Annotated in this window: 23 protein-coding genes and 1 tRNA gene; 18 read left to right on the plus strand and 6 right to left on the minus strand. The window is 44.4% G+C overall.

Annotated features, from left to right (window positions below; genetic code table 11):
• Positions 1-86 precede the first annotated feature (86 nt).
• The 11 genes from HQN79_RS04615 to HQN79_RS04665 all read left to right on the plus strand — a co-directional run bounded on the left by HQN79_RS04615 (position 87) and on the right by HQN79_RS04665 (position 9227).
• On the plus strand, positions 87-626 hold the full coding sequence (locus HQN79_RS04615) for a hypothetical protein (protein WP_173284536.1): 540 nt from the start codon (positions 87-89) through the stop codon (positions 624-626).
• On the plus strand, positions 620-1363 hold the full coding sequence (locus HQN79_RS04620; protein ID WP_173284537.1) for a hypothetical protein: 744 nt from the start codon (positions 620-622) through the stop codon (positions 1361-1363). The genes HQN79_RS04615 and HQN79_RS04620 overlap by 7 nt, the downstream gene beginning before the upstream one ends.
• Entirely contained in the window at positions 1356-1670 is a 315-nt protein-coding gene (locus tag HQN79_RS12195) for a helix-turn-helix domain-containing protein (RefSeq protein WP_173284538.1), read from the plus strand. The genes HQN79_RS04620 and HQN79_RS12195 overlap by 8 nt, the downstream gene beginning before the upstream one ends.
• A complete protein-coding gene (locus HQN79_RS04630) occupies positions 1565-2599 on the plus strand; it encodes a tyrosine-type recombinase/integrase (RefSeq protein WP_238843426.1) in 1035 nt (344 codons plus the stop codon). Before HQN79_RS12195 ends, HQN79_RS04630 begins: the two co-directional genes overlap by 106 nt.
• Before the next feature lie 256 nt (positions 2600-2855).
• Positions 2856-3677, plus strand: a complete 822-nt coding sequence (locus tag HQN79_RS04635; protein WP_173284540.1) for a hypothetical protein — start codon at positions 2856-2858, stop codon at positions 3675-3677.
• A gap of 224 nt (positions 3678-3901) precedes the next feature.
• Positions 3902-4870, plus strand: a complete 969-nt coding sequence (locus HQN79_RS04640; protein ID WP_202984514.1) for a DNA-methyltransferase — start codon at positions 3902-3904, stop codon at positions 4868-4870.
• On the plus strand, positions 4849-5703 hold the full coding sequence (locus tag HQN79_RS04645; RefSeq protein ID WP_173284543.1) for a NotI family restriction endonuclease: 855 nt from the start codon (positions 4849-4851) through the stop codon (positions 5701-5703). Before HQN79_RS04640 ends, HQN79_RS04645 begins: the two co-directional genes overlap by 22 nt.
• A 72-nt stretch (positions 5704-5775) precedes the next feature.
• Positions 5776-6612: a hypothetical protein gene (locus HQN79_RS04650; protein ID WP_173284544.1), complete on the plus strand. Its 837-nt coding sequence runs from the start codon at positions 5776-5778 to the stop codon at positions 6610-6612.
• 117 nt (positions 6613-6729) lie between these two features.
• A complete protein-coding gene (locus tag HQN79_RS04655; RefSeq protein WP_173284546.1) occupies positions 6730-7977 on the plus strand; it encodes a hypothetical protein in 1248 nt (415 codons plus the stop codon).
• Positions 7978-7983: 6 nt separating this feature from the next.
• Positions 7984-8328, plus strand: a complete 345-nt coding sequence (locus tag HQN79_RS12025; protein ID WP_173284547.1) for a helix-turn-helix domain-containing protein — start codon at positions 7984-7986, stop codon at positions 8326-8328.
• Between the two features lie 44 nt (positions 8329-8372).
• Positions 8373-9227 (plus strand): tyrosine-type recombinase/integrase, encoded by an 855-nt coding sequence (locus HQN79_RS04665; protein WP_173284550.1) that lies wholly within the window; start codon positions 8373-8375, stop codon positions 9225-9227.
• A 54-nt stretch (positions 9228-9281) separates the two neighbouring features.
• Here HQN79_RS04665 and HQN79_RS04670 read toward each other — a convergent pair.
• The 4 genes from HQN79_RS04670 to HQN79_RS04685 form a co-directional block, all read right to left on the minus strand.
• A tRNA-Met gene (locus HQN79_RS04670) sits at positions 9282-9358 on the minus strand.
• Positions 9359-9576: 218 nt separating this feature from the next.
• The gene (locus HQN79_RS04675; RefSeq protein ID WP_173284552.1) at positions 9577-10728 is read right to left on the minus strand and encodes a hypothetical protein; all 1152 of its coding nucleotides are present in this window, start codon (positions 10726-10728) and stop codon (positions 9577-9579) included.
• 9 nt (positions 10729-10737) lie between these two features.
• The gene (locus HQN79_RS04680; RefSeq protein WP_173284554.1) at positions 10738-11967 is read right to left on the minus strand and encodes a hypothetical protein; all 1230 of its coding nucleotides are present in this window, start codon (positions 11965-11967) and stop codon (positions 10738-10740) included.
• Between the two features lie 193 nt (positions 11968-12160).
• Positions 12161-12841 carry an RluA family pseudouridine synthase gene (locus HQN79_RS04685; RefSeq protein ID WP_173284557.1) on the minus strand — a complete coding sequence of 227 codons (681 nt, stop codon included), beginning with the start codon at positions 12839-12841 and terminating at the stop codon, positions 12161-12163.
• Between the two features lie 66 nt (positions 12842-12907).
• On the opposite strand from HQN79_RS04685, the gene HQN79_RS04690 reads away from it, so the two are divergent.
• A complete protein-coding gene (locus HQN79_RS04690) occupies positions 12908-13393 on the plus strand; it encodes a low molecular weight protein-tyrosine-phosphatase (protein WP_173284559.1) in 486 nt (161 codons plus the stop codon).
• Positions 13394-13508: 115 nt separating this feature from the next.
• On the opposite strand, the gene rne is transcribed toward HQN79_RS04690, so the two are convergent.
• The gene (gene rne / locus HQN79_RS04695; protein ID WP_173284562.1) at positions 13509-16403 is read right to left on the minus strand and encodes a ribonuclease E; all 2895 of its coding nucleotides are present in this window, start codon (positions 16401-16403) and stop codon (positions 13509-13511) included.
• Positions 16404-17191: 788 nt separating this feature from the next.
• Between rne and HQN79_RS04700 the strand changes: the two genes are divergently transcribed.
• The gene (locus HQN79_RS04700; protein WP_173284564.1) at positions 17192-18148 is read left to right on the plus strand and encodes an RluA family pseudouridine synthase; all 957 of its coding nucleotides are present in this window, start codon (positions 17192-17194) and stop codon (positions 18146-18148) included.
• Between the two features lie 27 nt (positions 18149-18175).
• Positions 18176-18838: an HAD-IA family hydrolase gene (locus HQN79_RS04705; RefSeq protein ID WP_173284566.1), complete on the plus strand. Its 663-nt coding sequence runs from the start codon at positions 18176-18178 to the stop codon at positions 18836-18838.
• Positions 18839-18930: 92 nt separating this feature from the next.
• Here HQN79_RS04705 and HQN79_RS04710 read toward each other — a convergent pair whose 3' ends face one another.
• A complete protein-coding gene (locus HQN79_RS04710) occupies positions 18931-19578 on the minus strand; it encodes a Maf family protein (protein ID WP_173284568.1) in 648 nt (215 codons plus the stop codon).
• Between the two features lie 294 nt (positions 19579-19872).
• Here HQN79_RS04710 and HQN79_RS04715 point away from each other — a divergent pair, with 294 nt between their 5' ends.
• The 4 genes from HQN79_RS04715 (at position 19873) to HQN79_RS04730 (ending at position 22700) form a co-directional block, all read left to right on the plus strand.
• The gene (locus HQN79_RS04715) at positions 19873-20409 is read left to right on the plus strand and encodes a YceD family protein (RefSeq protein ID WP_173284570.1); all 537 of its coding nucleotides are present in this window, start codon (positions 19873-19875) and stop codon (positions 20407-20409) included.
• Between the two features lie 21 nt (positions 20410-20430).
• Positions 20431-20607 carry a 50S ribosomal protein L32 gene (gene rpmF, locus HQN79_RS04720; protein ID WP_173284571.1) on the plus strand — a complete coding sequence of 59 codons (177 nt, stop codon included), beginning with the start codon at positions 20431-20433 and terminating at the stop codon, positions 20605-20607.
• Between the two features lie 6 nt (positions 20608-20613).
• A complete protein-coding gene (gene plsX, locus HQN79_RS04725; protein ID WP_173284572.1) occupies positions 20614-21630 on the plus strand; it encodes a phosphate acyltransferase PlsX in 1017 nt (338 codons plus the stop codon).
• Between the two features lie 92 nt (positions 21631-21722).
• The gene (locus HQN79_RS04730; protein ID WP_275284711.1) at positions 21723-22700 is read left to right on the plus strand and encodes a beta-ketoacyl-ACP synthase III; all 978 of its coding nucleotides are present in this window, start codon (positions 21723-21725) and stop codon (positions 22698-22700) included.
• Positions 22701-22801: the final 101 nt, after the last annotated feature.

Below are 22801 nucleotides of genomic sequence, written 5' to 3' on the forward strand. Positions count from 1 at the left end.
CCCCCAGATTCTTTATACCCTGCCATTTCATAATTTTCTCCAAGAACAAATGTTCTATTTTTCGAATAATTGAATTGGAGATTGTTATGAAATCTAACAAGACTACGGAACAACATGAAGCGCGTAAGAGTGGGGGCTTGCAGGAGCGCGCAGGCTCTGCGCGCCCTCAAGCCACCTCGCGAACGTGCAACAAGGGTACCTCACCTTGTAAGACAGTACCCCATACATACCAAAACGAACAAATCATCACTCCGTTACGAACGGCAATAGACAGCTTATACCTAACGTATCGCGGAACGATTTACTCAAAAATTAATGACCAGCTTGAACACTTAAAACAGATTGCTGGCAATAAAACACCTTATCCAACCTCGGATGCAGTCTTCAAGGTTCACGGTCATTGTTTTGAGGTTAGGCCGTCTGGTGCCAAAAACTTTGCTTATGTTCTGCAAGATAATTGGTTCTATATAAAAATTTCTTCGTCTAATGCGACCACTCTCCCTTTGGCATCAGTCCAGATCAGTAGTGAATTGCTAACACACCAGCCTTTAAAAAGGATTCTGAACGACCTCAAGAAGATCATTTCTACCATTGGTCATATCGAAGGGGAGGATGAATCATGCTAAATCCTCTAATCAGTCGTTTCGATATCTGCTTCGATTTTTTCTCTAATACCTTCTCGTTTGATGAAGTATCAGACCGGGATTGGGTTACTCAAGCTCAGCAGATAAATAGCTTTTTAATCAATGGTCAGCGTTCTGGATTTAAGTTTGGCAAACAGGGCGTTGTTTGTCGTATTTACGATAAAACCCGTGAGATCAAAGAACAATCTAAAAAGTTCTATCTCTATGACCTCTGGAAATCTCAAGGATGGGATGGAGAATCCATTGTCTGGCGTATTGAATTCGAGTTTCATACCGAAGTTTTAAAACAGATCGGATTGCGGGAAATCGAAAAAGCGATAAGCAATCAAGCAGAACTCTGGGCGGCAGTCACCAAACACTGGCTAAAACTGGTTATTCCAAATCCAAACGATAGTAACCGTTCACGTTGGCAAGTTCATCCTGTCTGGGAAGAGGTTCAGCAAGCGACTTCACTTGGAGCAGAGCCAATTGTCAAAGAAGTGGCAAAAGTCCGTTTGCCATCCAGCGAAACGCTGTTTGTTAATGGGCTTGGCTATTTAATCTCGTTTATGGCATCCAGACGAATTACGAATTTTGAAGAAGGGTTAAAAGCCTATTCAGAAGAAGCCGAAAATTATTACGACTTCCTTGGTAAGAATTTAAAAACCGTACTCAAGCAAAAGCTCAATGAGCGTGCTAAACGGTTCAATATCCCTTTAGAGGAGTTGGATTATGACTGATGCACTGCTATCCCTAAAAGAAGTTGCTCAACTGCTTGGCTTTCATCCCGAGACTCTGCGAAGGAATGTTAAACGCTACAGTTATCCGCATTACAAGATCGGAGGGGAGCTACGCTTTAAGTTGGAGGAATTGCTAAACGCAACCCGAGTGGGTAATAATGATAGTCGGCGTGATTGCGTTGACGAAAAAGGAGAAGACTTATGTCACTCTACAAACAACGCAACTCAAAGTATTGGTGGTGTAAATTCACAGCACCAGACGGAACGGTTATACGACAATCTACTCGGACTGAAAACAAAGCCCTAGCGGCTGAGTTTGAAGCGACCCTGAACTACAACCTGTATCGACAGGCTCTGTTCGGGGAAAGGGCGGAAATGTCGTGGCGCGAAGCGGTTGTCAAATTCATCACAGAATCAGAAACCAAAAGCCCGAAAGATAATATTTCACTCTTTCGACTTTTAGACCCTTACTTCGGGCATCTGAAACTACATGAGATTAACGGCAAACACATCGAGCAATTAATCGACACCCGTCAAAAACAAGGAGTGAAAAATTCCACGATTAACAAGTCACTCGAAAAAATTAGAGCCTTGTTTAATCTGGCAAACAAGAAATGGCGTGTAAAGTGTGATCCGCCTTACATAAAACTTCTTAGCACTCCTAGAATGCGTGTCCGATGGATTACGCATAATGAAGCGTCAAACCTTTTAAAACACCTTCAGGAGCATACGAGAGTCATGGCGCACTTTACTCTGGAAACAGGGTTGAGAGAATTCAATGTCACTCACTTGCGTTGGGATCAGGTTGATCTGGCAAAAGGTGTTGTCTATATAGAAGGTGATGATGTTCTCAAAGACGGTAAACCGTATTTGGTTGTGCTGACTGATTCGGCAAAGGAAATTATCCGAAGCCAGATTGGAAAGCATCATACTTTTGTATTTACCTACAGAGGTAAGCCCGTTAAAAAAGCGGGAACTGATTCATGGCGAAACGGACTTGAGAAAGCAGGCATAACAAACTTCCGCTGGCATGATCTTCGTCATACTTGGGCGAGTTGGCATGTTCAAAATGGAACACCCTTAGAAGTGTTACAGGAACTTGGCGGCTGGAAGGATATTAAGTCTGTTCAGAAATATGCTCATTTCAATGTCGATACATTGAGAGGCTATGCAAAAGGATTGGGCATAGTATCGGGCATAGAAACGAAAAAAGCCACTATGGTAAGTGGCTTTTAGATTAGCTAAATACATGATTTAACTAAAGAAATTTGGTAGCGGGGGCTGGATTTGAACCAACGACCTTCGGGTTATGAGCCACTATTTTTAACAAATTCAACAGCTTAACAACGCTCTTTAATGCTTTATCCTATTTATAACTACTCAAACCCATTCCTTTTTTTAGTGTGCTTTCAAACATAAAAATATCTTTTTTTCTACCAAAAGTTATACTTACCCATTCTAGAAAAGACATATTTTAACTTAAAGGAAATTCATGTACGAAGACAGAGTCATCGCTTTTATAGACATACTCGGTTTTGGATCACTTGTAGAAAGTAGTGCAGATGATTTCGTAATAGTCCAATCTCTTGTTGACGCACTTAATCAGCTCCAACCAGATAAGATACAAAAACAAGCTTTTGGCAGCATCAACTATGAACTAATTCCCAAAGAAAATATTGTAGAAGTCGAAGAAGTTTTTGATCGGATAGCTGAACTTATGCTCAAACAACATCCTATTGAAGTGAGCTATTTTTCTGATTCCATAGTTTTATCAGCATTGTCCAGTGATATTCTAGCAACTCAAAATATGCTTGAGCTAATTGCAAAAATTAATATTATTTTATGGGAAAAACATTCACTCCTTCTTAGAGGAGGAATTACTTTCGGCAAACTACTTCATTTAAAAAATGGTCCAATGTTTGGACCAGCTATGAACAGAGCCTATTACTTAGAGTCACAAGAAGCTATATACCCAAGAATTCTAATCGATTCGGAATTTTTAGATGCTTACCGAAAAAACGAGAGTTTCAATATCCTAGAACCATTATTTGGCCATGATGACGATACCGGATATAAATATATTTCTTTAGGAAGCTCTTACAAATACATTTTAAATCATTCATTTATAGCTGGTTCTATGCCTCCAATCACATATGAATATAGTGAGAATTTTTCCAACACTTCCCAAAAGTTAAAAGCAATTCTGGAAAACATTAAAGGACAACCGTTTGAAGAAAAATATATATGGCTAATTAGTGATGTATGCAAACAACTGGAAATGACTGATTTGAGCCGTTACAAATCGGAGAAATAGTAGTTTAAAAAGTGCACTTTATTGGCGATTACCTCTTCGTAGAAGACGTATCCCAATATTTCTGCTTTAATACATATAATTTCAGACTAACAGCAACTAAGACCAAACTAATCAAGATGACCTCCCAAAGTAAAACAATAAGATTAGAGCTAGACTCTTACAAGAAAAGCACAAGTTACGCGCCATTATTTATGCAAGGCGACTGCCTTAAGGTACTTAAATCAATGCCCGACCAATCAATAGATATGTGCATTACTAGTCCTCCATATTGGGGGCAAAGACAATATGAGAACGGTGGAATTGGACTAGAAAAGAATCATAAGGAATATATTAAGGATCTGTGTGATATTTTTCTGGAGTTGAAGCGAGTGCTTAAAGATGAAGGTTCATTCTGGCTAAATGTTGGTGACACATACAAAAACAAGGCTCTTTTAGGTATTCCGTGGAGAATAGCTTTTGAATTAATCGACGAACAGGGTTGGATACTAAGAAACTCTGTAATTTGGAACAAGGTGAAAGGAGCACCGGACAACTCTAAAGACAAATTAAGAAATATCCATGAAAATGTTTTTCACTTTGTAAAAAAATCAAAAGGATATTATTACAATGCTGATGCAGTAAGAAAAAAGCCTCGAGAAGCCAAAGTAGAAAATGGTGCAGTTGTTTCAGCAACAGGTGTTAGTGGTGTAAGGTATAAACGCCAAATTGAGCTTTCTACCGATTTAAATATGGAAGAAAAGAAGAATGCTTTGAATGCTTTAGATGAAACACTTGAAAAAATCAGTAGAGGAGAGCTGTCCGATTTTAGAATGATCATTCGTGGCCAACAAAGAGCCACACACTCAGATTCGGAAAAAGTCTCTGGTCGAGCAAAAGAATTAAGAGATAAAGGTTTCTGTATTCTTAGATATCATCCTAAAGGGAGTAAACCTAGCGATGTTTGGGACATCTTACCTGAAGACACCCAAAAACGTAAAAAGCATTACGCAGCATATCCTGAAGATCTTTGTAAAATCCCTATTCTTGCAACTTGTCCTCCTGATGGAATTGTATTTGACCCTTTTTGTGGAACGGGAACAACAATGTTAGTTGCAAAATCCTTTAATAGGAAATCGATTGGTGTTGACTTATCTAAAGAATATATAGAATTAGCAGAGGAAAGATGTAGCGAATGGCATCAGCAAACAATATAGCAGAAATATATGGCATTTCAATTTATAACAATACAGCAGATTGGAATAATCTTATTGAACAACAACAGTGTCCATACCTAGGTCGTAAATGCCTAAAAAATCGAAAAAGTGAAGCAGAACTAACAATTGGAACATGTTCTGTAACATACGGAAAAGATAAAAAAGATGTGATTATCTGCCCTCACCGCCTACTCGAAAGAAGGCAAATTTTTACTGACTGCCTCCATCTACTGAACTCTCATGAGCCTGGAAATGAATTGCATATCGTAGCAGAAGTACCAATCCCTGGGGGTAACGTGGATTATTTCCTTGTTTCTACGCGTGACCGAAAAGTAAAAGATTTCGTTGCGATAGAATTGCAAACTTTAGATACCACCGGCACCGTTTGGCCTTTTAGGCAAAGATTTGTTAATTCAAAAGGAATTTTGGTTAAGCCAGAAGACCTCAACTCAAAAAAATCTTTTGGAATGAATTGGAAGATGACGGCTAAAACAATTCTAGTTCAGATGCATCACAAAATTGAAACATTTGAGCACATAAATAAACACCTTGTTTTAGTGGTACAAAATCATTTATTGGATTACATGGCAAGTGAGTTTTCTTTCGCACATATAAGTGATAATGCAAGAATTGGTGATTCAATGCACTTTCATGCCTATCAACTAAATGAAGCTTCTGGAAAGCTCCGCTTAAACTTAGTTGATCGCAAAAGCACGGATGCTGAGGGTATTTCTAAATGCTTGGGATTGGAAAGTGAAGCCCGCATCGAGTTGACCGAGATTATTGAAAAACTCGAAGCCAAAATTTCAGACTCAACATTAATGACTATATAAGTAGATAACAACACACTGAATCGCCACTAATTTATTAGACATTTTTTTGATTGCTTTACGAGAGATGTGAAAATGAATGCTCATGAAGAAGGTATTGTAAATATGCTATGCAATTTTCTTCCTGAGTTTCTCCAGCAAGCAGAAGAAACTATTAACTGGCTTCACAACCCTTCAAAGCTGCTTCTTGAAAGCAGAGATCAAACTGGTGTATTTACAGCTAAGAACTTGAATTTTTACAAGTTATATCTAAATCCAAAATCATATTACGAAGAATTTAATGATTTGCTGGTTCAGCAAGTACTCGAAGACATTAAAACAGAACCTCCAAGCCCACCATTACCTCTAAAAAAGGCAAAAGCTAACTTTTATCAAGCGATTGATGAATTAGAACAAGAACTTTATGTAAAGGTAACCAATAATGAACCATTAGCGCCATTCGATAAATTATTCCTCGAACGGGCAATTGCTCGTTTTTATGAATCTCTATCTCTAATCCAAAACAAGAAAGCACTGTCTTCACTTCTTCATGAAGCCATTAACCAAAAAAATCAAAAACTTCTTCCCCTCGCAGTTGGTATTGACCCCAATATTCTGAAATTGGCTGAAGTCCAAAGTTTTTTAGACTCATTACCTAAAGAACAAAGACTTGGACTGGAAGAAAAGATAATCAAAGCACAAAGAACACCAATTCTCAGCCATTCTAAGACTTGTAAATCAAAAAAATTTCTTTTGTACTTAAGTATTGTTGATTTCATTGGGGTTATCAAAGGCCCCTATGCACTGAAATTTAACTCACATAAAAGAATTGCTGCTGATTTAGGAGTGATACCCGATATTCGGGATGTTGATGATGTTAATTACTTCAACAAGTTATACAACTTAGTAAAAAAATCTCATCAATTACAATAAATCTATAATCATTTCAAGGAATAGAATCTATTAATTCCATTCCGTGTTTCAAATCGAATAATTCTAGAAACTCAATTCCAGCGACGTCGTTCTCGTTAACTACAGAAGGAATTGAATATGTCTAATTCAAACACAAATCCAGAAATTGAAGCGCGTGAGAGTGTGGGCTTGCAGGAGCGCGCAGGCTCTGCGCGCCCTCAAGCCACCTCGCGAACGTGCAACCATTCAGGTGCGGCACTTAGTAACACAGCACCTGCAAAATACATAAATAACCAAAACATTAAACCACTACGCTGTGCTGTCGATAGTTTGTACTTATCGTATAGGGGCAACATAACACCCCAGATAGAAGAACTATTAACCTTCCTGAAGAACATGGCTCAACATACCGATCCTGAGATTGCTTCAGAAGCCTATTTGCATTTCTTTGAGCATAAATTTCAGGTCATGCCGAAAGGGGCAGGTAAGTTCTCATTTGTTCTAAAAGACAATTGGTTCAATATCCAAGTATCCAGTGGTAAGTCTTCATCCGTTCCACTTGCCTATGTTCAGATCAGTAGTGAACTGCTGACCTTTATGGAACTGGATGAAATCCTCATGCACCTTGATCAAATTATTGATCGAATTGGAACGGTAAAAGGGCATGCGGCTGTCAGTCGTCTCGATCTTTGTATGGACTTTGAGTGTTACTCAAAATTCAATGTTGAAGCGATTGAGATTAACCAGTGGAAAACCCGAGCAAAGCAGATCGACCGTTTCCATCAAAACAAACGACCGTCTGGTTGGCGAATTGGTAAGGGCTTGATTATGGGAAGGCTTTATAACAAGTCTCTCGAAGTCCAGAAATCCAAAAAAGATTACCTTCTTCCATTATGGGAAGCTTCCGGTTGGTCTGGGGTAACGGATGTTTGGCGTGTGGAATTTCAGATCCGTCGAGAGTTCTTAGCTAATGTCGGCTTAAAACATCCTGATCAGATAATTAAGTTGAGTCCTGCTATTTGGAAATACGCTTCAACGAATTGGCTTCAACTGGTCACACCAACGGAAGACTCTAATGAATCTCGTTGGCCTGTTACTGAAGCCTGGCAAGAGATTGCTCAAGCTTGCACGAATGTGGAGTGCCAGGCGGTTAAACCCGTAGTCAAAAAGCGACTGCCAAATGATCAATATTTATTTGTGAATGGTCTGGCGGCGATCAGTTCCTTTATGGCGAGAGAAGGGATTTCTGACTTTGGTGAAGCATTAGGCGAGTTCTTACATGAAGCTGAGCACTATCATCTGTCCAGAGATCAGACCATGGAAGAGTATCTAAAGCTTAAAGCGAAAGAAAAGACGCTTCGCTATAACACTGAATTAGAGGAGTAATACCCCATGAGTGAGCAAACCAAATTGCTCACTCTCTCCCAAGCGGCTAACTATTTAGGCTGTAATCCTGAAACGGTTAGAAGACATGCTCAAGCAGGCAAAATCCCTGCGGCAAAGCTTGGCAGAAAGTGGGTATTTATCGAACAAGACCTTGCACAATATCTCAGAAATCAATATTCTACGCCTGAGAGTGTTGTGCAAGTTGTTGACAACAATGAGGAATCATTATGTCAATCTACAAACGAAACACTATCTGGTGGGTTGAATTCATTGCACCAGATGGAACGAGAATACAGCGCTCTACTGGGACTGAAGACCGAAAGCAAGCGCAAGAATTCGAAGCAAAGCTGAAACATGATTTATGGCGAGTTTATCACTTAGGTGAAAAGCCTCGTATGTTATGGAAAGAAGCGGTGATTCGTTTCATGCGTGAAAAGCAGAATAAGGATCAGACTAACGAGATCAGCATCTTCAAATACCTTGATCCTTATTTTGGTCATATGTATGTCGATGAAATTAGGCGCATGCACATTGATGACATCATTCAGCAACGACTGAAAGAGGGCGTCAGTAACGCAACGATTAATCGACTACTTCAGAAACTTAGAGCGGTATTAAACAAAGCACACAAAGAATGGGAGGTGAAATGTGATCCTCCTTTCGTCAAACTCTTGAAGGAACCAAAGAAGCGGGTTCGATGGCTGACTGAAAATGAAGCCTATCGACTCATTCAAGCTTTACCTGCTCACACGGCAGATATGGTTGTCTTCTCTTTAGAAACGGGCTTGCGAGAATCCAATGTCACTTTGTTGCGTTGGGATCAGATTAATTTAAGCGAGCGAGTTGTCTTTATCGAAGGTGACGATATTTTAAAGAGTGAACAGGCCTTTGTTGTTCCATTGTCAGAAAAGGCGGTGGACGTGCTGAAAAGACAAATTGGAAAGCATACTGAAAGGGTTTTCACTTATAAGGGGAATCCAGTTCGTAGAGCGAACACCAAAATGTTTAAAAGTATATGCAAAGAAATTGGTTTGGAGGATTTTCGCTGGCATGATCTTCGTCACACATGGGCGACTTGGCATGTCAATAGGGGAACGCCTTTGGAAGTTCTGCAAGAGTTAGGCGGCTGGTCTGACTATAAGATGGTGAAGCGATACGCTCACTTTAGTCATCAGCATTTACATAAGTACGTAAATAGCACCCAAAATCAAATCTCTACAAATTTCCCTACATTGGCGAAATTTGGGTAATAAAAAAGCCCTGACTGATTTGGCTCTAGGCCGCGCCAGTCAAGGCTTTAAATGTGGTAGCGGGGGCTGGATTTGAACCAACGACCTTCGGGTTATGAGCCCGACGAGCTACCAAGCTGCTCCACCCCGCGTCAATTTGTAGTGTCGAACTGGTTGCTCTTGGTAAGCACCGTTGCTGTTCGATGGGGCGTATTATAGGGGTTTAACGGCTCATTGCAACCCCTTGATTAAAGATTTCTTATATTTTTTTAAAAAGAGTCTTATATCACTCTTTTTTAACTTTAAGGGCATTAAAAAAAGCCGCTTGAGTGTCAGCGGCTTTTTTATAGATTAGACAGATTGTTTTGGCTTATTTGGCTTTGTAACTGTAAGGCTGGTTTGCATTCACCTTGCTCGTCAACTCTTTGACATTTTCTTGCAGCTTTTGCAGTTCGGTTTGAATAGTCTTCTGTTGCAGTTGTAACTGTTCAAGCTGTTTTTGCCATTTTATATCGGACTGAGCATCCGGCTGGGTCATAGTTTTCAATTGATCGCTGATTGTAAGTAGTTTTTTATCGTGTTTTGAAACCAGCCAGCGAATGTCTGCCAGTTGTTGGCTCTGCTTGGCATCCAATCTAGCTGTTCCGCCGGAGGTCATCACCGGCTTCGGCTGTTTGGATGCCGCAATCGCCAGTTTTTGCAGTTCTTTGGACAGCGTTGCCTGCTGTTCACTCAGCTGGCTGATCTGTTGAGTCATTTTATCCTGCATTGGTTGTAGCTGAGCTTGGAGCAGCTGCTCAATTTCGGCCGAGTTATTCACTGTTGCCGGTATCTTGCTTTGCTCTTGCGGCTGTTCCGCGGTCTGAATCGTTTTCGGGTTATTATTGACTTCAGGTGTTGTAGTTTCTTCTTGGGAAGTGCTTTCTTCTGTTGTTATATCTACCGGAGGTTGTGGCGATCGGGCCAGTTTTTCGACATAAAAACGGCTCGCCTCGATCTGCGATGCAAGATCGTCGATCTTAATAGTCATTTTTTTGGTGAAAAGGGCGTTTTCAGTTTGCACAACATCAAGGATTTCGCCTTTAAGCTGCTCTTGCTGACTGCCAATATTGTAGTAAACGGCGATCATTACCCCGATAGCTGTCAAGCTCAAGAGCAGGCTGATGACGAGCATGGAAACGAATAGCTTTTTGCTCTCGGCCATTTCCTGAGATGCATGACGGATGGCTTGACGCCAGTTAAAAGTGGCATTGGTCAATTCTTCAGTGTGGCCGCGCAATGCTTCCGAGACCTGTAAGCTGGCTTTTGCCGCTTCCTGACTTTGGGTTGCGGCTTCCTGGGCAGTTTTTGCCGCTTCGAGTGTCATAATTGAACTGTCGACTTTGGCTTCCTCGGAAAGAGAGTGTAGCTCTTTATGTGTTTTCTGAGACTGATCGACTTTCTGTTCAAGGTTTTCCCCAGCCAGATCAAGTTCTTCTACGGCTTCCAGTAGATCATCTACCTGATTATTCTGATCACTCATATTGCATTCCTAAGACTGGTGAAACTCGGCAATTTGACTCGCTAGTTCACTATTAACCTGTTTCAGTTCGTCATTTTTGGCTTTGATTTCTTGCAGAATGTCCGTAAGTTCTTCCGCAGTCAGGTTTTTCATTGCTTGCATATCGACCTGATAGTCGGCGCTCTGCGTAATTTGTTGCGCTCGTTGAATAGCAGCAAATGTTTTTTCAATCGCGTCCTGTGCACTCAGAGCCGATTCCTGTGCTTTCTGAGCGGTGGCAAGAGCGATTTTAGTTGTCATTTGCGCGGAGCTGCTCAACTGTTCGATGATTTCACGAGTCTGTTTATCCATCTCTACGGCTTCACTCATTGCCTGAACGGATTCATTGGTTTGCTCAGCCAGAGATTGAAGATCGTTTCGAGACGTTTGTTCATTGTCTTCGGCAAGAATTTCCGGCGTGGCAGGTGTTTCAAACTCAATGTCGGCAACGGGTTCCTGCGGTTCTTCTTCGATTAACTGGTCGAGATCGGTTTCGAACGTGCTTTCGCTTGGGTTTTCATCCACCAGCAAATCGTCCAGGCTTTCGAGATCTGAATTGTCTTCGTTTTGATCGATATCCAAGTCGGTGGTGGATGCTTCCGCAGTCTGAAGCATCTGCTCAAGATCGTCACTGTCCTCGGCGGGATTGACTTCTTCAATCAAGTCGTTTGAGTGTTCCTCAAGGTCAACGCTTTCTAAATCTGTTATGAGATCGGTCTCTTGATGAGCATCGTCCACTGATGAATCCAGCGCCGGTTCCGGGAGATCTTCTAAGGTCATGTCGTCTTCGTTTGACAGAGCGTCTTCTTCACCGATCAATGCATCCCATTCATCCGGCTGAGCGTCTTCAGAGTCTGCGGAAAGGTCATCCGATAAGTTCGATTGATCTTCGACGTCTGCGTTTTCAGCTGAATTATCCGCGGCGGTAAAATCTTCGGAAGCAGAAGGTGTATCTTCGTTATCAAGAGCGGCATCCATATCGAGTAGCGCCTGTTCGAGTTCGTCATCAGAGGTCTGAATCTGTTCCAGAAGATCGCTGTCGATCTCTTCCTCCGAGGTGTTCACGTCCTCGATTTCCTCGGATTCAGATTGTTTTTCAACTTCATCGATCGAGTTTAACAGGGCGTCAACGTCGAGCTCACCTTCCGTGGTTTTGCCTTCCATCATTTCAACCATCTGTTGGGTGGCTAAATCGTCTTTCTGTGGATCTATATTTGACATGGCACTCTTTCCTACTTCTACTGCCATAATGCTTTAAGCCATATTATTGAGTTTGTTTTAGAGTGGCTAGAGCAATAGGGCGCTTTACTGTTCTGCATCAAGAAAAGCAAGACAGGTTTCAGCTTATAAAATTGTCAGTAAATTATCAGTTTTTTTGCTTAGTGCACGACTAGCAGTATTTGTGCCATCATCTTTAGATCGGAAAGTTGGCATCTTGTGTGAATGACAGCCACTCACCGCTTTCAGGATGGGTGAACGCAAGATAGTGTGCGTGCAAAAGCAGGCGTGGCGCCATTTTCAGAGAATGCGGATCGGCATACAGGTTGTCGCCTAAAATAGGGTGTCCAAGCATTTTCATATGCAGTCTAAGCTGATGGGATCGGCCGGTGATCGGGGTTAATTCCACGCTGAACCGGTCGGAAAATTGACGCATTACTCGCCATTGAGTCTGAGCCGATTTGCCGTGAATAAAATCGACCATCTGCAGTGGACGGCGTTCCCAGTCGCAGCGCATGGGTAAGTGGACTTCTCCGTAATCCTGGCTGATTATTCCGCTACAGACTGCATGGTAGCGCTTACGAGTTTGTCTTTCTTGGAACTGTCGGCTCAGGTGACGGTGAGCCTCCTTGGATCGCGCCAGAACCATTAATCCAGAGGTGTCCATATCGAGACGGTGAACGATCAAGGCGTCGGAAAAACGGGTTTGCAGATGAGAAAGCAGGCATTCCTGTTTGTCGGCTCCGCGTCCGGGAACCGAAAGCATTCCGCTCGGTTTATTGGCAATAATGATTTCCGAGTCGCTGTATAGCACCCAGTTGGCATCGTACTCGAAGCTTTTTAATGTGACCGCCGGAGGGCGCAGGTTTGCATGCATTTTTCAGTTGAGCCTTGTAAACTAAGGCGTTTATTTTATAGCAAGGGAATCTAGAGGAATCTGCAAATGGCAAAAAAAGTCTCTGTCTTGTTTGTCTGTTTAGGCAATATTTGCCGCTCGCCGACGGCACATGCGGTTTTTCGCAAGCTCGTTATCGATGAAGGGTTGGCAAAGCAAATTGAAATCGATTCCGCCGGTACGGCTGCCTACCATGTCGGGAATCCGCCGGACAGCCGTTCCACCCAGGTCGCTCAAGGGCGTGGTATCCAGATGAATGACTTGCGTGCCCGTGCAGTGGATTTCGGCGACTTCTATCAGTTTGACTATATTCTGGCAATGGATCATTCCAATTACAGCAATCTGTATGAAATGGCGTTACCGGAACACCGCGAAAAATTGCATATGTTCCTGCAATTTACCGAGGAGTTCGAGGAAACGGAAGTGCCGGATCCTTATTACGGGGGACCTCAAGGATTCGACCATGTTTTTGATCTGGTTGAATCGGCCTCCCGCGGTTTGCTCGAACATATCAAGCAAAACCATCTCGACTGACGGAAGGGAATCACTTTCTGATTGTTTGATGGTTTTGACTTAAACGCAGACATAAAAAAACGCCCAAGAGCGAATGCTCTTGGGCGTTTTTCATTGAAGGAAAAGAAATACAGGCTTACGCTTTGGTTTTCTCTTCTTCTTGCTTCGCCTCTTGCTCGGTCGCTTCCGCTTCAGAGGAGACTTCCGGCTTGGCTGACGGTTCGCTTAGCGTTTCGTCTTTTGGACTATTATCCGTAACGTCATCCGCTTGGATTTCGGTCTCTGTTTTTTCCGCTACGCTGTTGTTTGCAGAGGCAACATTATCGGTTTCAGACGGTGCTTCTTCCGAGTTTGCTCCCGAATCCGCTTCTGAATTATCAGATGCGCTCTGCGTCTCAACTGGGGACTCTTTCTGCGTTTCAACTTGCCCGTCGGTTTCTGCTTCCGATTTTTCTTCGCTCTCGCTAACGGAAGTTTCCGGTTCGGTTGTGACCGTCTCGGTAACGTTTTCAGCGGTGCTATTAAAGTTCAGCTCGGCTTGAGGTTCAGCCGCTTCAGAGTCAACGGTTTTCTCTGCGTCCTGTTGCTCAGTGGCAGGGGCTTTGTCCGCGTTGTCCATCTGGATCTCATTGCTGTTGTCAGTGGTTTCAGAGACCGAGCCCTGGTTTAGGATTGTCTCTTCTTGCATTGATTCAACAGGCGCCTGCGCAACTGTCAGATTCTCAGAAGTTGCAGCGGTCATCTCTTGAGATGTCTCGCTTTGCTGCTTCTGTTCTTCTTTGGCAGGTTCCTTATGAATCACTTCACCGTCTTTGGTTACCGTTACCAGATGCGGTGCCGGAGAATGGATCGAACGGCTTTCCGCATCTTTAGGTGCACGACGGCGCGAGTTGAAACCACTGCGACTGTTATAGCGGCTACGGCGTCTTGAGCGAGGCTTACTTTCTTTAGTTTCCTCTTTCGGCTTATTGCTGGCCTGGACAGGAGCCTTTTCTTCCTGAGTTGCGTTTAGTTGCTGATCGGTTTTTTCAACATCCTGCTCCTGAATCGGTTGGGTGTTTTGGTTTTCCGGTTTGGCATTTTCGTCCTGGCGAGGACGACGGCGACGGTTATTACGGCGGCGATTGCTCTTGGCCGAAGTATTTTCCTGCTTGTCGTTCTCTTCATTAATCGTTTTCGCCGTTGTTTCAGCCGCGGTCTCTTTGGACTCTGGGCGGTCATTTCGGTTGCCGCGACGGCGGTCATTGCGGCGACGGTCGTTACGGTTGTTACGATTGCGGTTATTGCGATTACGGTTGCCTTGGGATTTCTCTTTCGGCTTCACTTCTTCCGGCTCTTCCGCTTTGCCGAACAGTGCTGACCAGACTCGTTTGAACAGTCCGGCTTTCACTTCGCCATTTGGTTTTTCTTCAACGGATGCAGGAGGCGGAGGTGCCATAGGGGTAACGTTTTGCACCGCAGGCTCTTCTTTTGGCTTCGGTGTTTCGTTAACGCTGTGGATTTCTTCTTCGCTCTTGATTTCGTCTTTCGCTTCATAGCTGATGACATGTACTTCATCATCGCTAAGACGGGTGCGTTCCATCATATATTGCGGTGTCTGCAGGTGTTCGTTCGGAACGATCAGGACATGCATATTATGGCGGTCTTCGATTTTAGTAATCTGCGCGCGTTTTTCATTCAACAGGAAGGTTGCTACGTCAACCGGCAGTTGCACGGTTACTCGACGAGTGTTTTCTTTCATGCTTTCTTCTTCAAGCAGTCGAAGAATGGACAGACCCAATGAAGAGACGCCACGGATTACGCCGACACCTTTACAGCGAGGGCAGACAATCTGAGTGGATTCTTCAATCGATGGACGCAGGCGCTGACGCGACATTTCCAGTAGTCCGAAGCGGGAGATTTTGCTGATCTGGACGCGGGCACGATCTGATTTGACCGCTTCGCGAAGTTTGTTTTCCACTTCGCGCTGGTGTTTGCTGGAGTGCATATCGATAAAGTCGATAACCACCAGTCCACCAAGGTCGCGAAGACGCAGTTGGCGAGCGATTTCGCAGGCGGCTTCCATATTGGTATTGAAGGCGGTTTCTTCGATATCTCCACCTTTGGTTGCACGGCTGGAGTTGATATCAATGGCCGTTAAGGCTTCGGTGATATCAATAACGATCGCACCGCCGGAAGGCAGGGTAACTTCGCGCTGATAAGCGGATTCGATTTGCGATTCAATCTGGAAGCGGGTGAACAGCGGAATTGTGTCCTGATAAGGTTTGACCTTATAAACCTGCTGCGGCATAACGTGCTGGATGAAGTCGCGCGCTTTATGGAAGGTGTCCATGTCGTCGATAATGATTTCACCGATATCCTGACGCAGGTAGTCGCGAATCGCCAGAATAACAATGTCAGATTCCTGGTGAATCAGGAAAGGCGCGGATTTTTCATTCGCGGCACTTTTAATGGCATCCCACAGTTGGATCAGGTAGTTGACACCCCACTGGAGTTCTTCAGTGCTTTTGCCGACACCAGCGGTACGGATAATCAAGCCCATACCTTCCGGGGTATTCAAGTCGCGCAGTGTGTCGCGGATATCGGAGCGTTCGTCGCCTTCGATACGACGTGAGATACCGCCGGCCTTCGGATTGTTTGGCATCATGACCACATAAGGACCCGCAAGGGTGATTTGAGTGGTCAGTGCCGCACCTTTATTACCGCGCTCTTCTTTCTGGACTTGAACGATGACTTCCTGACCTTCGCTCAGTACATCTTTGATGCTCAGGCGACCGGAATCGGGTTTTTCATTTGGAAAGTATTCGCTGGCGACTTCTTTAAAAGGGAGGAAACCATGGCGCTCGGCACCGTAATCAACGAAAGCGGCTTCCAGAGAAGGTTCGATTCGGGTGATTTTCCCTTTATAGATATTGGCTTTTTTCTTTTGATGAAGTGGGGTTTCGACGTCCAAATCATATAATGTCTGGCCATCGACAAGAGCAATGCGAACCTCTTCCTTCTGGGTCGCATTTATTAGCATTCTTTTCATTTATGTCTCTTTTGACTCAAGAGAACACAGTGTGCACGGATGGCGTCATCCTGCGTTTAAGATGCAACGAGGTTATCGGCAGCAAAAGGGTGTCTAGGCAAGTTGTTACCATTTCAGGGAGTTTGCAGAACTTTTATTCCGTTGCCGACTATTCGGCATCCCGGAATTGCCCGGTCAAAGGGCTAAGCACTGGTTTTTGGTAAACGCCGTGATGCGTTTAAAAGTATCAAGTTCATCAGTTTGGTAACATTTGTATCGAGCAGCGATCATCTTTCTGGTTTTTATTATTGTGCCGGTGCTCTAGCCGTCAAAGCCTTGGCTTTGATTTTTAACGGTCTTTCCGCTTGCTCTCGTATGGTCTTTCCGGCGTCTTAGGGGATTTAACGGTTTGACTTAGAGTCAAATGATTCATAAGGCGTATTAAATCGCTGCGCCGGTCAACTTTGCATACTTTTGCATTGGTTGTTGTCCGTTTAACTGTGTTCAAGGTTATATAAAAGCTGTCCGGAAACCCCGAAAAGCGGTTTAAAAATTCGTCTTAAACACCGGTCGTTGTTTACTCTAAAGTGCAGTAAAACATCGACCTATTTCGCTTATAATTTTGCAAGCTTCGCAAATATATCATTGTGTCGCTACCTTGGCAATCGGTGATTGATGAATCGGTGGAAAAACCTGTGAATAAGTTGTCACTAAGTGCGGTTTTGTTTTGCTCGAGCCTAAAACGGCAGGCGAATAGAGTAGAATAGGCTTTTTTTGAAATTTTCAGAGTATCTGGCGACGGAGTGGAGATGACCGAGCAACATGCGGCTTCCAAAGTACAGTTTCTGACCGTTGGCGAAGAAGACCACGGTCAGCGGTTGGATAATTTTTTAATGCGTCATTTCAGAAAAGCGCCTAAGGCCTTGATTTATCGGATTATTCGTAAAGGAGAGGTTCGCGTTAATAAAGGTCGCTCCAAAGTCAGTAATCGAATTGAAAGCGGGGATGTGGTACGGGTTCCGCCTATGCGACTGCCGCAAACGGATAAGGTTGAAGATAGCGAGATTCCGGCTGATGAATTGCGTCAGATAGAGCAGGCGATTCTATATGAAGATGCTGATCTGATGGTGGTCAATAAGCCTTCTGGCGTGGCGGTGCATGGCGGCGGCGGTATCCGCTACGGACTGATTGAAGTTTTACGTGCCTTGCGTCCACGAGCTAAAAGACTGGAATTGGTACACCGTATCGACCGTGATACCTCGGGTTGTATTCTGGTCGCGAAAAAAGCATCGGTTCTGAAAGCGTTGCATCAACAGATGCGCGACGATCAGTTTGAGAAGCGTTATCTGGCCATTGTCAGCGGTGTCTGGCCAAAGAATGTCAGCAAGGTGGATTTGCCGCTGCGTAAAGACCATCTTCCGAATGGCGGTTGGCATGTAAAGGTCGCGCAGGACGGAAAAAGCGCCTTGAGTTATTTCGAAGTCAAGCAGCACCTTAATGGGTGTGATCTGATGGCGGTGCGTCTTAAGACCGGACGTACGCATCAGATCAGGGTCCATGCATTGGCGCAGGGCTGTGCTCTGGTCGGCGATGACCGTTATGGTGACCGGGAGTTGAATAAGCGCTTCCGCAAGAAAGGAATGAAACGTCTGGCGTTGCACGCGCATATTCTTGGTTTTACCCATCCCAATACCGAGCAGAAAATGCGTATCGAAGCGCCGTTGTGGGCCGATTTCAAACGTTTAATCGAAGAGCAGTCGCTGTAAAGGGTTTGCGAAATTATGGAGGATTCAATGAAAAAATATAAGTTGGTCATTTTTGACTGGGACGGAACCCTGATGAACTCCGAAGGGCGTATTGTTGATGCTTTGCAACTTGCGGCCAGAGAGTGCGGATTGGAAGTGTTGCCGAGCCATGAGTGCAAGCAGATTATCGGTCTGGCATTGGATAAAGCGGTTTTAACGCTTTACCCTCATTTGGAGCAGGATCAGGAAAAACTGGTCAGTATGTGCGAAGCCTATACGATGAATTTTCTCGAGCAGTCTGATGTGCAGATGATTCCTTTTGACGGCGCCGAAGCGATGCTGCTGAATCTTCGCCAGCAAGGAGTCAAGCTGGCGATTGCAACCGGTAAAAGCCGCAAGGGGCTGAATCAGGTTCTTGCAGAATGTGGCTTCGAACCGTACTTCGATATTACCCGGACGCCTGTCGAGTCGGCTTCCAAGCCAGATCCTCTGATGTTGACGCAGATTTTGGAAGCATTGAATATTGCAATAGAAGATGCGGTGATGGTCGGTGATACGACTTTCGATATGGAGATGGCGCGTAACTGTGGCATGGATCGTATTGCCCTGAGCCATGGTGTTCACCAGATGGAGGTTTTGGCTGAATATGATCCGGTTGCCTGTCTGGACTCTTTGCAGGAACTGAATATGTGGTTAATGCAGAATATTTAAAGCCGCCAGTCTGCTATCCGACTGTGCAGGTACATCAAAAGCCCGGAATTAATGCCGGGCTTTTGATTTTGGCAGCCATGAATCTTGAGATGCTAAGGCTTGAGCGGCAATGGATAACCCATTTGATAAAAAATATCGGTTAAATCCATTAGCGGCAGACCGATCAGTGCGTTCGGGTCGCGACTGTCAATACGCTGGAAGAGTGTGACGCCGAGACCTTCGGACTTAAAACTGCCGGCGCAGTTTAACGGCTGTTCGATGGTCAGGTAATTATCGATGACGTTATCGCTTAACTCTCGGAAATGAACTACTGTGGTGTCCATTTTTTGATAGGTTTTGCCCGTTTGGCCATTTATTACCACCAGTCCGGTATAAAAGGTGATCGATTGGCCGCTGAACTGACGCAGTTGTTGCTGTGCCACGGCAAAGGTGTGTGGTTTACCGATAGGGTGGTTGTCGAATACCGCACATTGATCTGAGCCGATGATTAGTGCGTCGGGGTGTTTCCCGGCAACCGCCTGGGCTTTGGCCAAAGAGAGGCGCGCGACCATCGCTTCAGGTCGTTCACCCTGCAGTGGGGTTTCATCCACTTCCGGTTTATCGGTGTCGAACGGAAGGTGGAGTTTTTCCAGCATCTGCTTACGAAAAATCGACGTTGATCCTAAGATAATCGGTGGAAGCCCGTTCGAGTCTGGATTAGTTTGTGAATTAATTGTGGATAACCCGTGGGTATCTTGCATTGGATTCTCTCGGTTTTAATGGTGTCGTTCTGTGTCGTTTAGCGTGTTTTACTACGAAGAATTGCATTCTGTATCGCTTTTTACGTAAAACGTTCGAAACAGTTTATGAAAAAATAAAGGTTTTGTAATCTCTTGTTTTTTAAGGTAAAACGCCTGTATTTCAGGTTTTGAATGCATCTGCTTTTGACGGCTTGAATGCTTAAAATCCAATGAGACGAAGTTTTTGTGTAAATAACGACTTTTTTGTGCGTTATTTTTTGACTTAGCAAGAGGTTGCGGGTATGATGCGCGCCTATGTTAAATAAGCTACCTGATTATATCGATCCCATCTATGCGGTCAAACATGATAAACATTATGTTGGACGAGTCAATATGTCGCAATTTACGCGGCTGGCAGAGCAGGTGGAATCGGCGAGTCAGGATGCAACGGTCGATATTCGGTTTTATTACGATAAAGCTCTGGGCTTTCCCGCTTTTGAACTGAATGTCGAAGCCGTACTCAATTTACAGTGCCAGCGTTCTTTGAATACGTTTGACTTTCCTGTGAAAGCTCACATGAAAGGGGTGTTTACCGAATCGATGGCGCTTGTTGAAGATTTGCCGAAAGAGGTTGAGGCGTTTGAGCTCGAGGGCGATAAAATTTCGCTGCTCGGACTGGTAGAAGAGGAACTGCTTCTATGTGTACCAATGGTGCCGATTGATGAAAGCAGTGAAATGGCTTACCAGAATGCCGACGATGACGGTCAAATAGAAGATTCAACCAACGGCTCTGAAGAGCCGAAGTCCGAGAAGCAGAACCCGTTTGCGGTTTTGCAAGGACTGAAAAAGTAATTATTTATTTAGGAGATTGACATGGCTGTTCAACAAAACCGTAAAACCCCTTCTAAGCGCGGCATGCGTCGTGCTCACGATTCTCTGACTGCAACTGCGCTGACTCAGGATCCTACCACTGGTGAAGTACACCGTCGTCACCACGTTACTGCTGACGGTTACTACAAAGGTAAAAAAGTCGTTCAAGATAAGGCGTAATCCATCTTGGCTATCAATATAGCAATTGACGCTATGGGCGGTGATCACGGTTTGTCGGTCACCGTTCCCGCTTCTATCGATGCACTCGATAAATTCTCCGATATCCATATCGTTCTTGTTGGTAAACAGGATGAAATAGAGCAGCAGCTCTCCGCTTATCAATACGATTCTTCCCGTTTAACTGTTGTTCATGCCGAGCAGGTCGTGGAAATGGACGATTTGCCGTCCAAAGCTTTGCGTAATAAACGCAAGTCTTCGATGCGTATCGCTTTGAACCTGGTTAAAGAGGATGAGGCTCAGGCGTGTGTCAGTGCCGGGAATACCGGGGCTTTAATGGCGGTCGCCAAGTTCGTTCTGAAAACACTGCCGGATATCGACCGTCCTGCGATCTGTACCTCCATGCCGACTATGAAAGGGCATGTACATGTGCTTGATTTGGGGGCGAACGTCGGTTGTACCGGGGAGAATTTGACGCAGTTTGCCGTTATGGGGTCGGTTTTGTCTCGTGCTGTCGACAGTAATGCTGCGCCGCGAGTCGGGCTGCTAAATATCGGTGAAGAAGAGATCAAGGGCCATCAGCGGATTAAAGATGCGCATCAGCTGATTCAAAATACATCGATTAACTACATCGGTTACGTTGAAGGTGATGACATCTATAAAGGTGATACCGATGTTGTGGTCTGTGATGGTTTTGATGGCAATATTGCACTCAAATCCAGTGAGGGTGTTGCCAAAATGATCGCTTACTATCTTAAAGAAGCGTTTGGCCGCAATATCTTTACCAAGCTTGCCGGGCTGATTGCCTACCCGGTGTTGAAGTCTTTTAAAGACAAGGTTGATCCTCGCCGCTATAATGGTGCATCGCTTTTAGGATTACAAAAGATTGTGATTAAGAGCCATGGTGGTGCCGATCAATATGCTTTCTTACAAGCAATTGCCGAAGCGCGTCTGGAAGTCAGTAAAAATGTTCCGCAGCTGATTTCTGCCGAAGTTTCGCAGTTGATCCAGCAAAAAAGTTCTTAATCTTCTCATGAGCAGGGCGCTTCGCTCTGCTTGTCAATGCAAAATGGGTGACCGAAGCGCACCGCTTCGATCAATGCAAAGATGTTGAATTTATGACTCAAAAAATCTATAGCCGCATCAGCGGTACAGGTGGCTACTTACCGGAAAAAATTCTAACCAACTTCGATCTGGAAAAGATGGTCGAAACCAGTGATGAATGGATCCGTGAACGTACAGGAATTGAAGAACGCCATATTGCAGCGGATGGTCAGACAACTGCCGATTTAGGCGTTGAGGCGGCAAAATTGGCTATGGAAATGGCCGGTATCGATAAAAATTCAATCGATCTTATTATTGTTGCAACGACCACTCCGGATAAAACTTTTCCAAGTACGGCCTGTTTGATTCAACAGCGTCTTGATATTCATGGTTGCCCGGCTTTCGATCTGCAAGCGGTTTGTACCGGTTTTGTTTATGCGTTGAGTGTTGCCGACCAGTTTATTAAGACCGGTATGGCGAAGTGCGCTCTGGTTATCGGTTCGGAAACCCTGTCTCGTATCACCAATTGGCAGGACCGTAATACTTGTGTCTTGTTCGGCGATGGCGCCGGAGCCGTTGTGCTTGAAGCTTCCGAAGAGGCAGGGATTCTTTCGACGCATATCCATGCGGATGGTCAGTATGAAGAGTTGTTGCACGTTCCTTCCGGTCCGTCCAAGCTTCCGCAAACCGATGAAATCGCGGAAAGAACCATGTCGATGCGCGGTAACGAGGTATTCAAGGTTGCGGTCAATACTCTGAGCAAGGTCGCTCTGGATACGCTTAAAGCGAATGACATCGAACGAGAAGATCTGGATTGGTTGGTTCCGCATCAGGCGAATATGCGTATTATCAGTGCAACGGCCAGAAAATTGAAGTTGCGGCCTGAACAAACCGTGGTTACGGTGAATAAGCATGCGAATACATCCAGCGCGTCTATCCCGTTGGCGCTGAACGAGGCTGTTCGTGACGGTCGTATTCAGCGTGGCGAGACGCTATTGCTGGAAGCGTTCGGCGGCGGATTTACGTGGGGATCCGCGCTGATCAAGTTTTAAAATTATCGAAAACGCCTTTCAATCAGGCGTTTTTTTATGGCTAGGCGACGCTCTTGATTTCGTGAGGAAGATCGCTAACCATCGCTTCAAATCATATAAAG

It is taken from the genome of Thiomicrorhabdus xiamenensis (assembly GCF_013282625.1).
In the GTDB taxonomy this organism is placed as follows: domain Bacteria; phylum Pseudomonadota; class Gammaproteobacteria; order Thiomicrospirales; family Thiomicrospiraceae; genus Thiomicrorhabdus; species Thiomicrorhabdus xiamenensis.

Coding starts and splice junctions, on each gene's coding strand:
- HQN79_RS04630 (WP_238843426.1), top strand. CDS start 1,565: ATGTCACTCTACAAACAACGCAACTCAAAGTATTGGTGGTGTAAATTC.
- HQN79_RS04655 (WP_173284546.1), top strand. CDS start 6,730: ATGTCTAATTCAAACACAAATCCAGAAATTGAAGCGCGTGAGAGTGTG.
- HQN79_RS04680 (WP_173284554.1), bottom strand. CDS start 11,967: ATGTCAAATATAGATCCACAGAAAGACGATTTAGCCACCCAACAGATG.
- HQN79_RS12195 (WP_173284538.1), top strand. CDS start 1,356: ATGACTGATGCACTGCTATCCCTAAAAGAAGTTGCTCAACTGCTTGGC.
- rne (WP_173284562.1), bottom strand. CDS start 16,403: ATGAAAAGAATGCTAATAAATGCGACCCAGAAGGAAGAGGTTCGCATT.
- HQN79_RS04715 (WP_173284570.1), top strand. CDS start 19,873: ATGTTAAATAAGCTACCTGATTATATCGATCCCATCTATGCGGTCAAA.
- HQN79_RS04710 (WP_173284568.1), bottom strand. CDS start 19,578: ATGCAAGATACCCACGGGTTATCCACAATTAATTCACAAACTAATCCA.
- HQN79_RS04615 (WP_173284536.1), top strand. CDS start 87: ATGAAATCTAACAAGACTACGGAACAACATGAAGCGCGTAAGAGTGGG.
- HQN79_RS12025 (WP_173284547.1), top strand. CDS start 7,984: ATGAGTGAGCAAACCAAATTGCTCACTCTCTCCCAAGCGGCTAACTAT.
- HQN79_RS04690 (WP_173284559.1), top strand. CDS start 12,908: ATGGCAAAAAAAGTCTCTGTCTTGTTTGTCTGTTTAGGCAATATTTGC.
- HQN79_RS04635 (WP_173284540.1), top strand. CDS start 2,856: ATGTACGAAGACAGAGTCATCGCTTTTATAGACATACTCGGTTTTGGA.
- HQN79_RS04645 (WP_173284543.1), top strand. CDS start 4,849: ATGGCATCAGCAAACAATATAGCAGAAATATATGGCATTTCAATTTAT.
- HQN79_RS04675 (WP_173284552.1), bottom strand. CDS start 10,728: ATGAGTGATCAGAATAATCAGGTAGATGATCTACTGGAAGCCGTAGAA.
- HQN79_RS04650 (WP_173284544.1), top strand. CDS start 5,776: ATGAATGCTCATGAAGAAGGTATTGTAAATATGCTATGCAATTTTCTT.
- rpmF (WP_173284571.1), top strand. CDS start 20,431: ATGGCTGTTCAACAAAACCGTAAAACCCCTTCTAAGCGCGGCATGCGT.
- HQN79_RS04665 (WP_173284550.1), top strand. CDS start 8,373: ATGTTATGGAAAGAAGCGGTGATTCGTTTCATGCGTGAAAAGCAGAAT.
- HQN79_RS04620 (WP_173284537.1), top strand. CDS start 620: ATGCTAAATCCTCTAATCAGTCGTTTCGATATCTGCTTCGATTTTTTC.
- HQN79_RS04685 (WP_173284557.1), bottom strand. CDS start 12,841: ATGCATGCAAACCTGCGCCCTCCGGCGGTCACATTAAAAAGCTTCGAG.
- HQN79_RS04700 (WP_173284564.1), top strand. CDS start 17,192: ATGACCGAGCAACATGCGGCTTCCAAAGTACAGTTTCTGACCGTTGGC.
- HQN79_RS04640 (WP_202984514.1), top strand. CDS start 3,902: ATGCCCGACCAATCAATAGATATGTGCATTACTAGTCCTCCATATTGG.
- HQN79_RS04730 (WP_275284711.1), top strand. CDS start 21,723: ATGACTCAAAAAATCTATAGCCGCATCAGCGGTACAGGTGGCTACTTA.
- HQN79_RS04705 (WP_173284566.1), top strand. CDS start 18,176: ATGAAAAAATATAAGTTGGTCATTTTTGACTGGGACGGAACCCTGATG.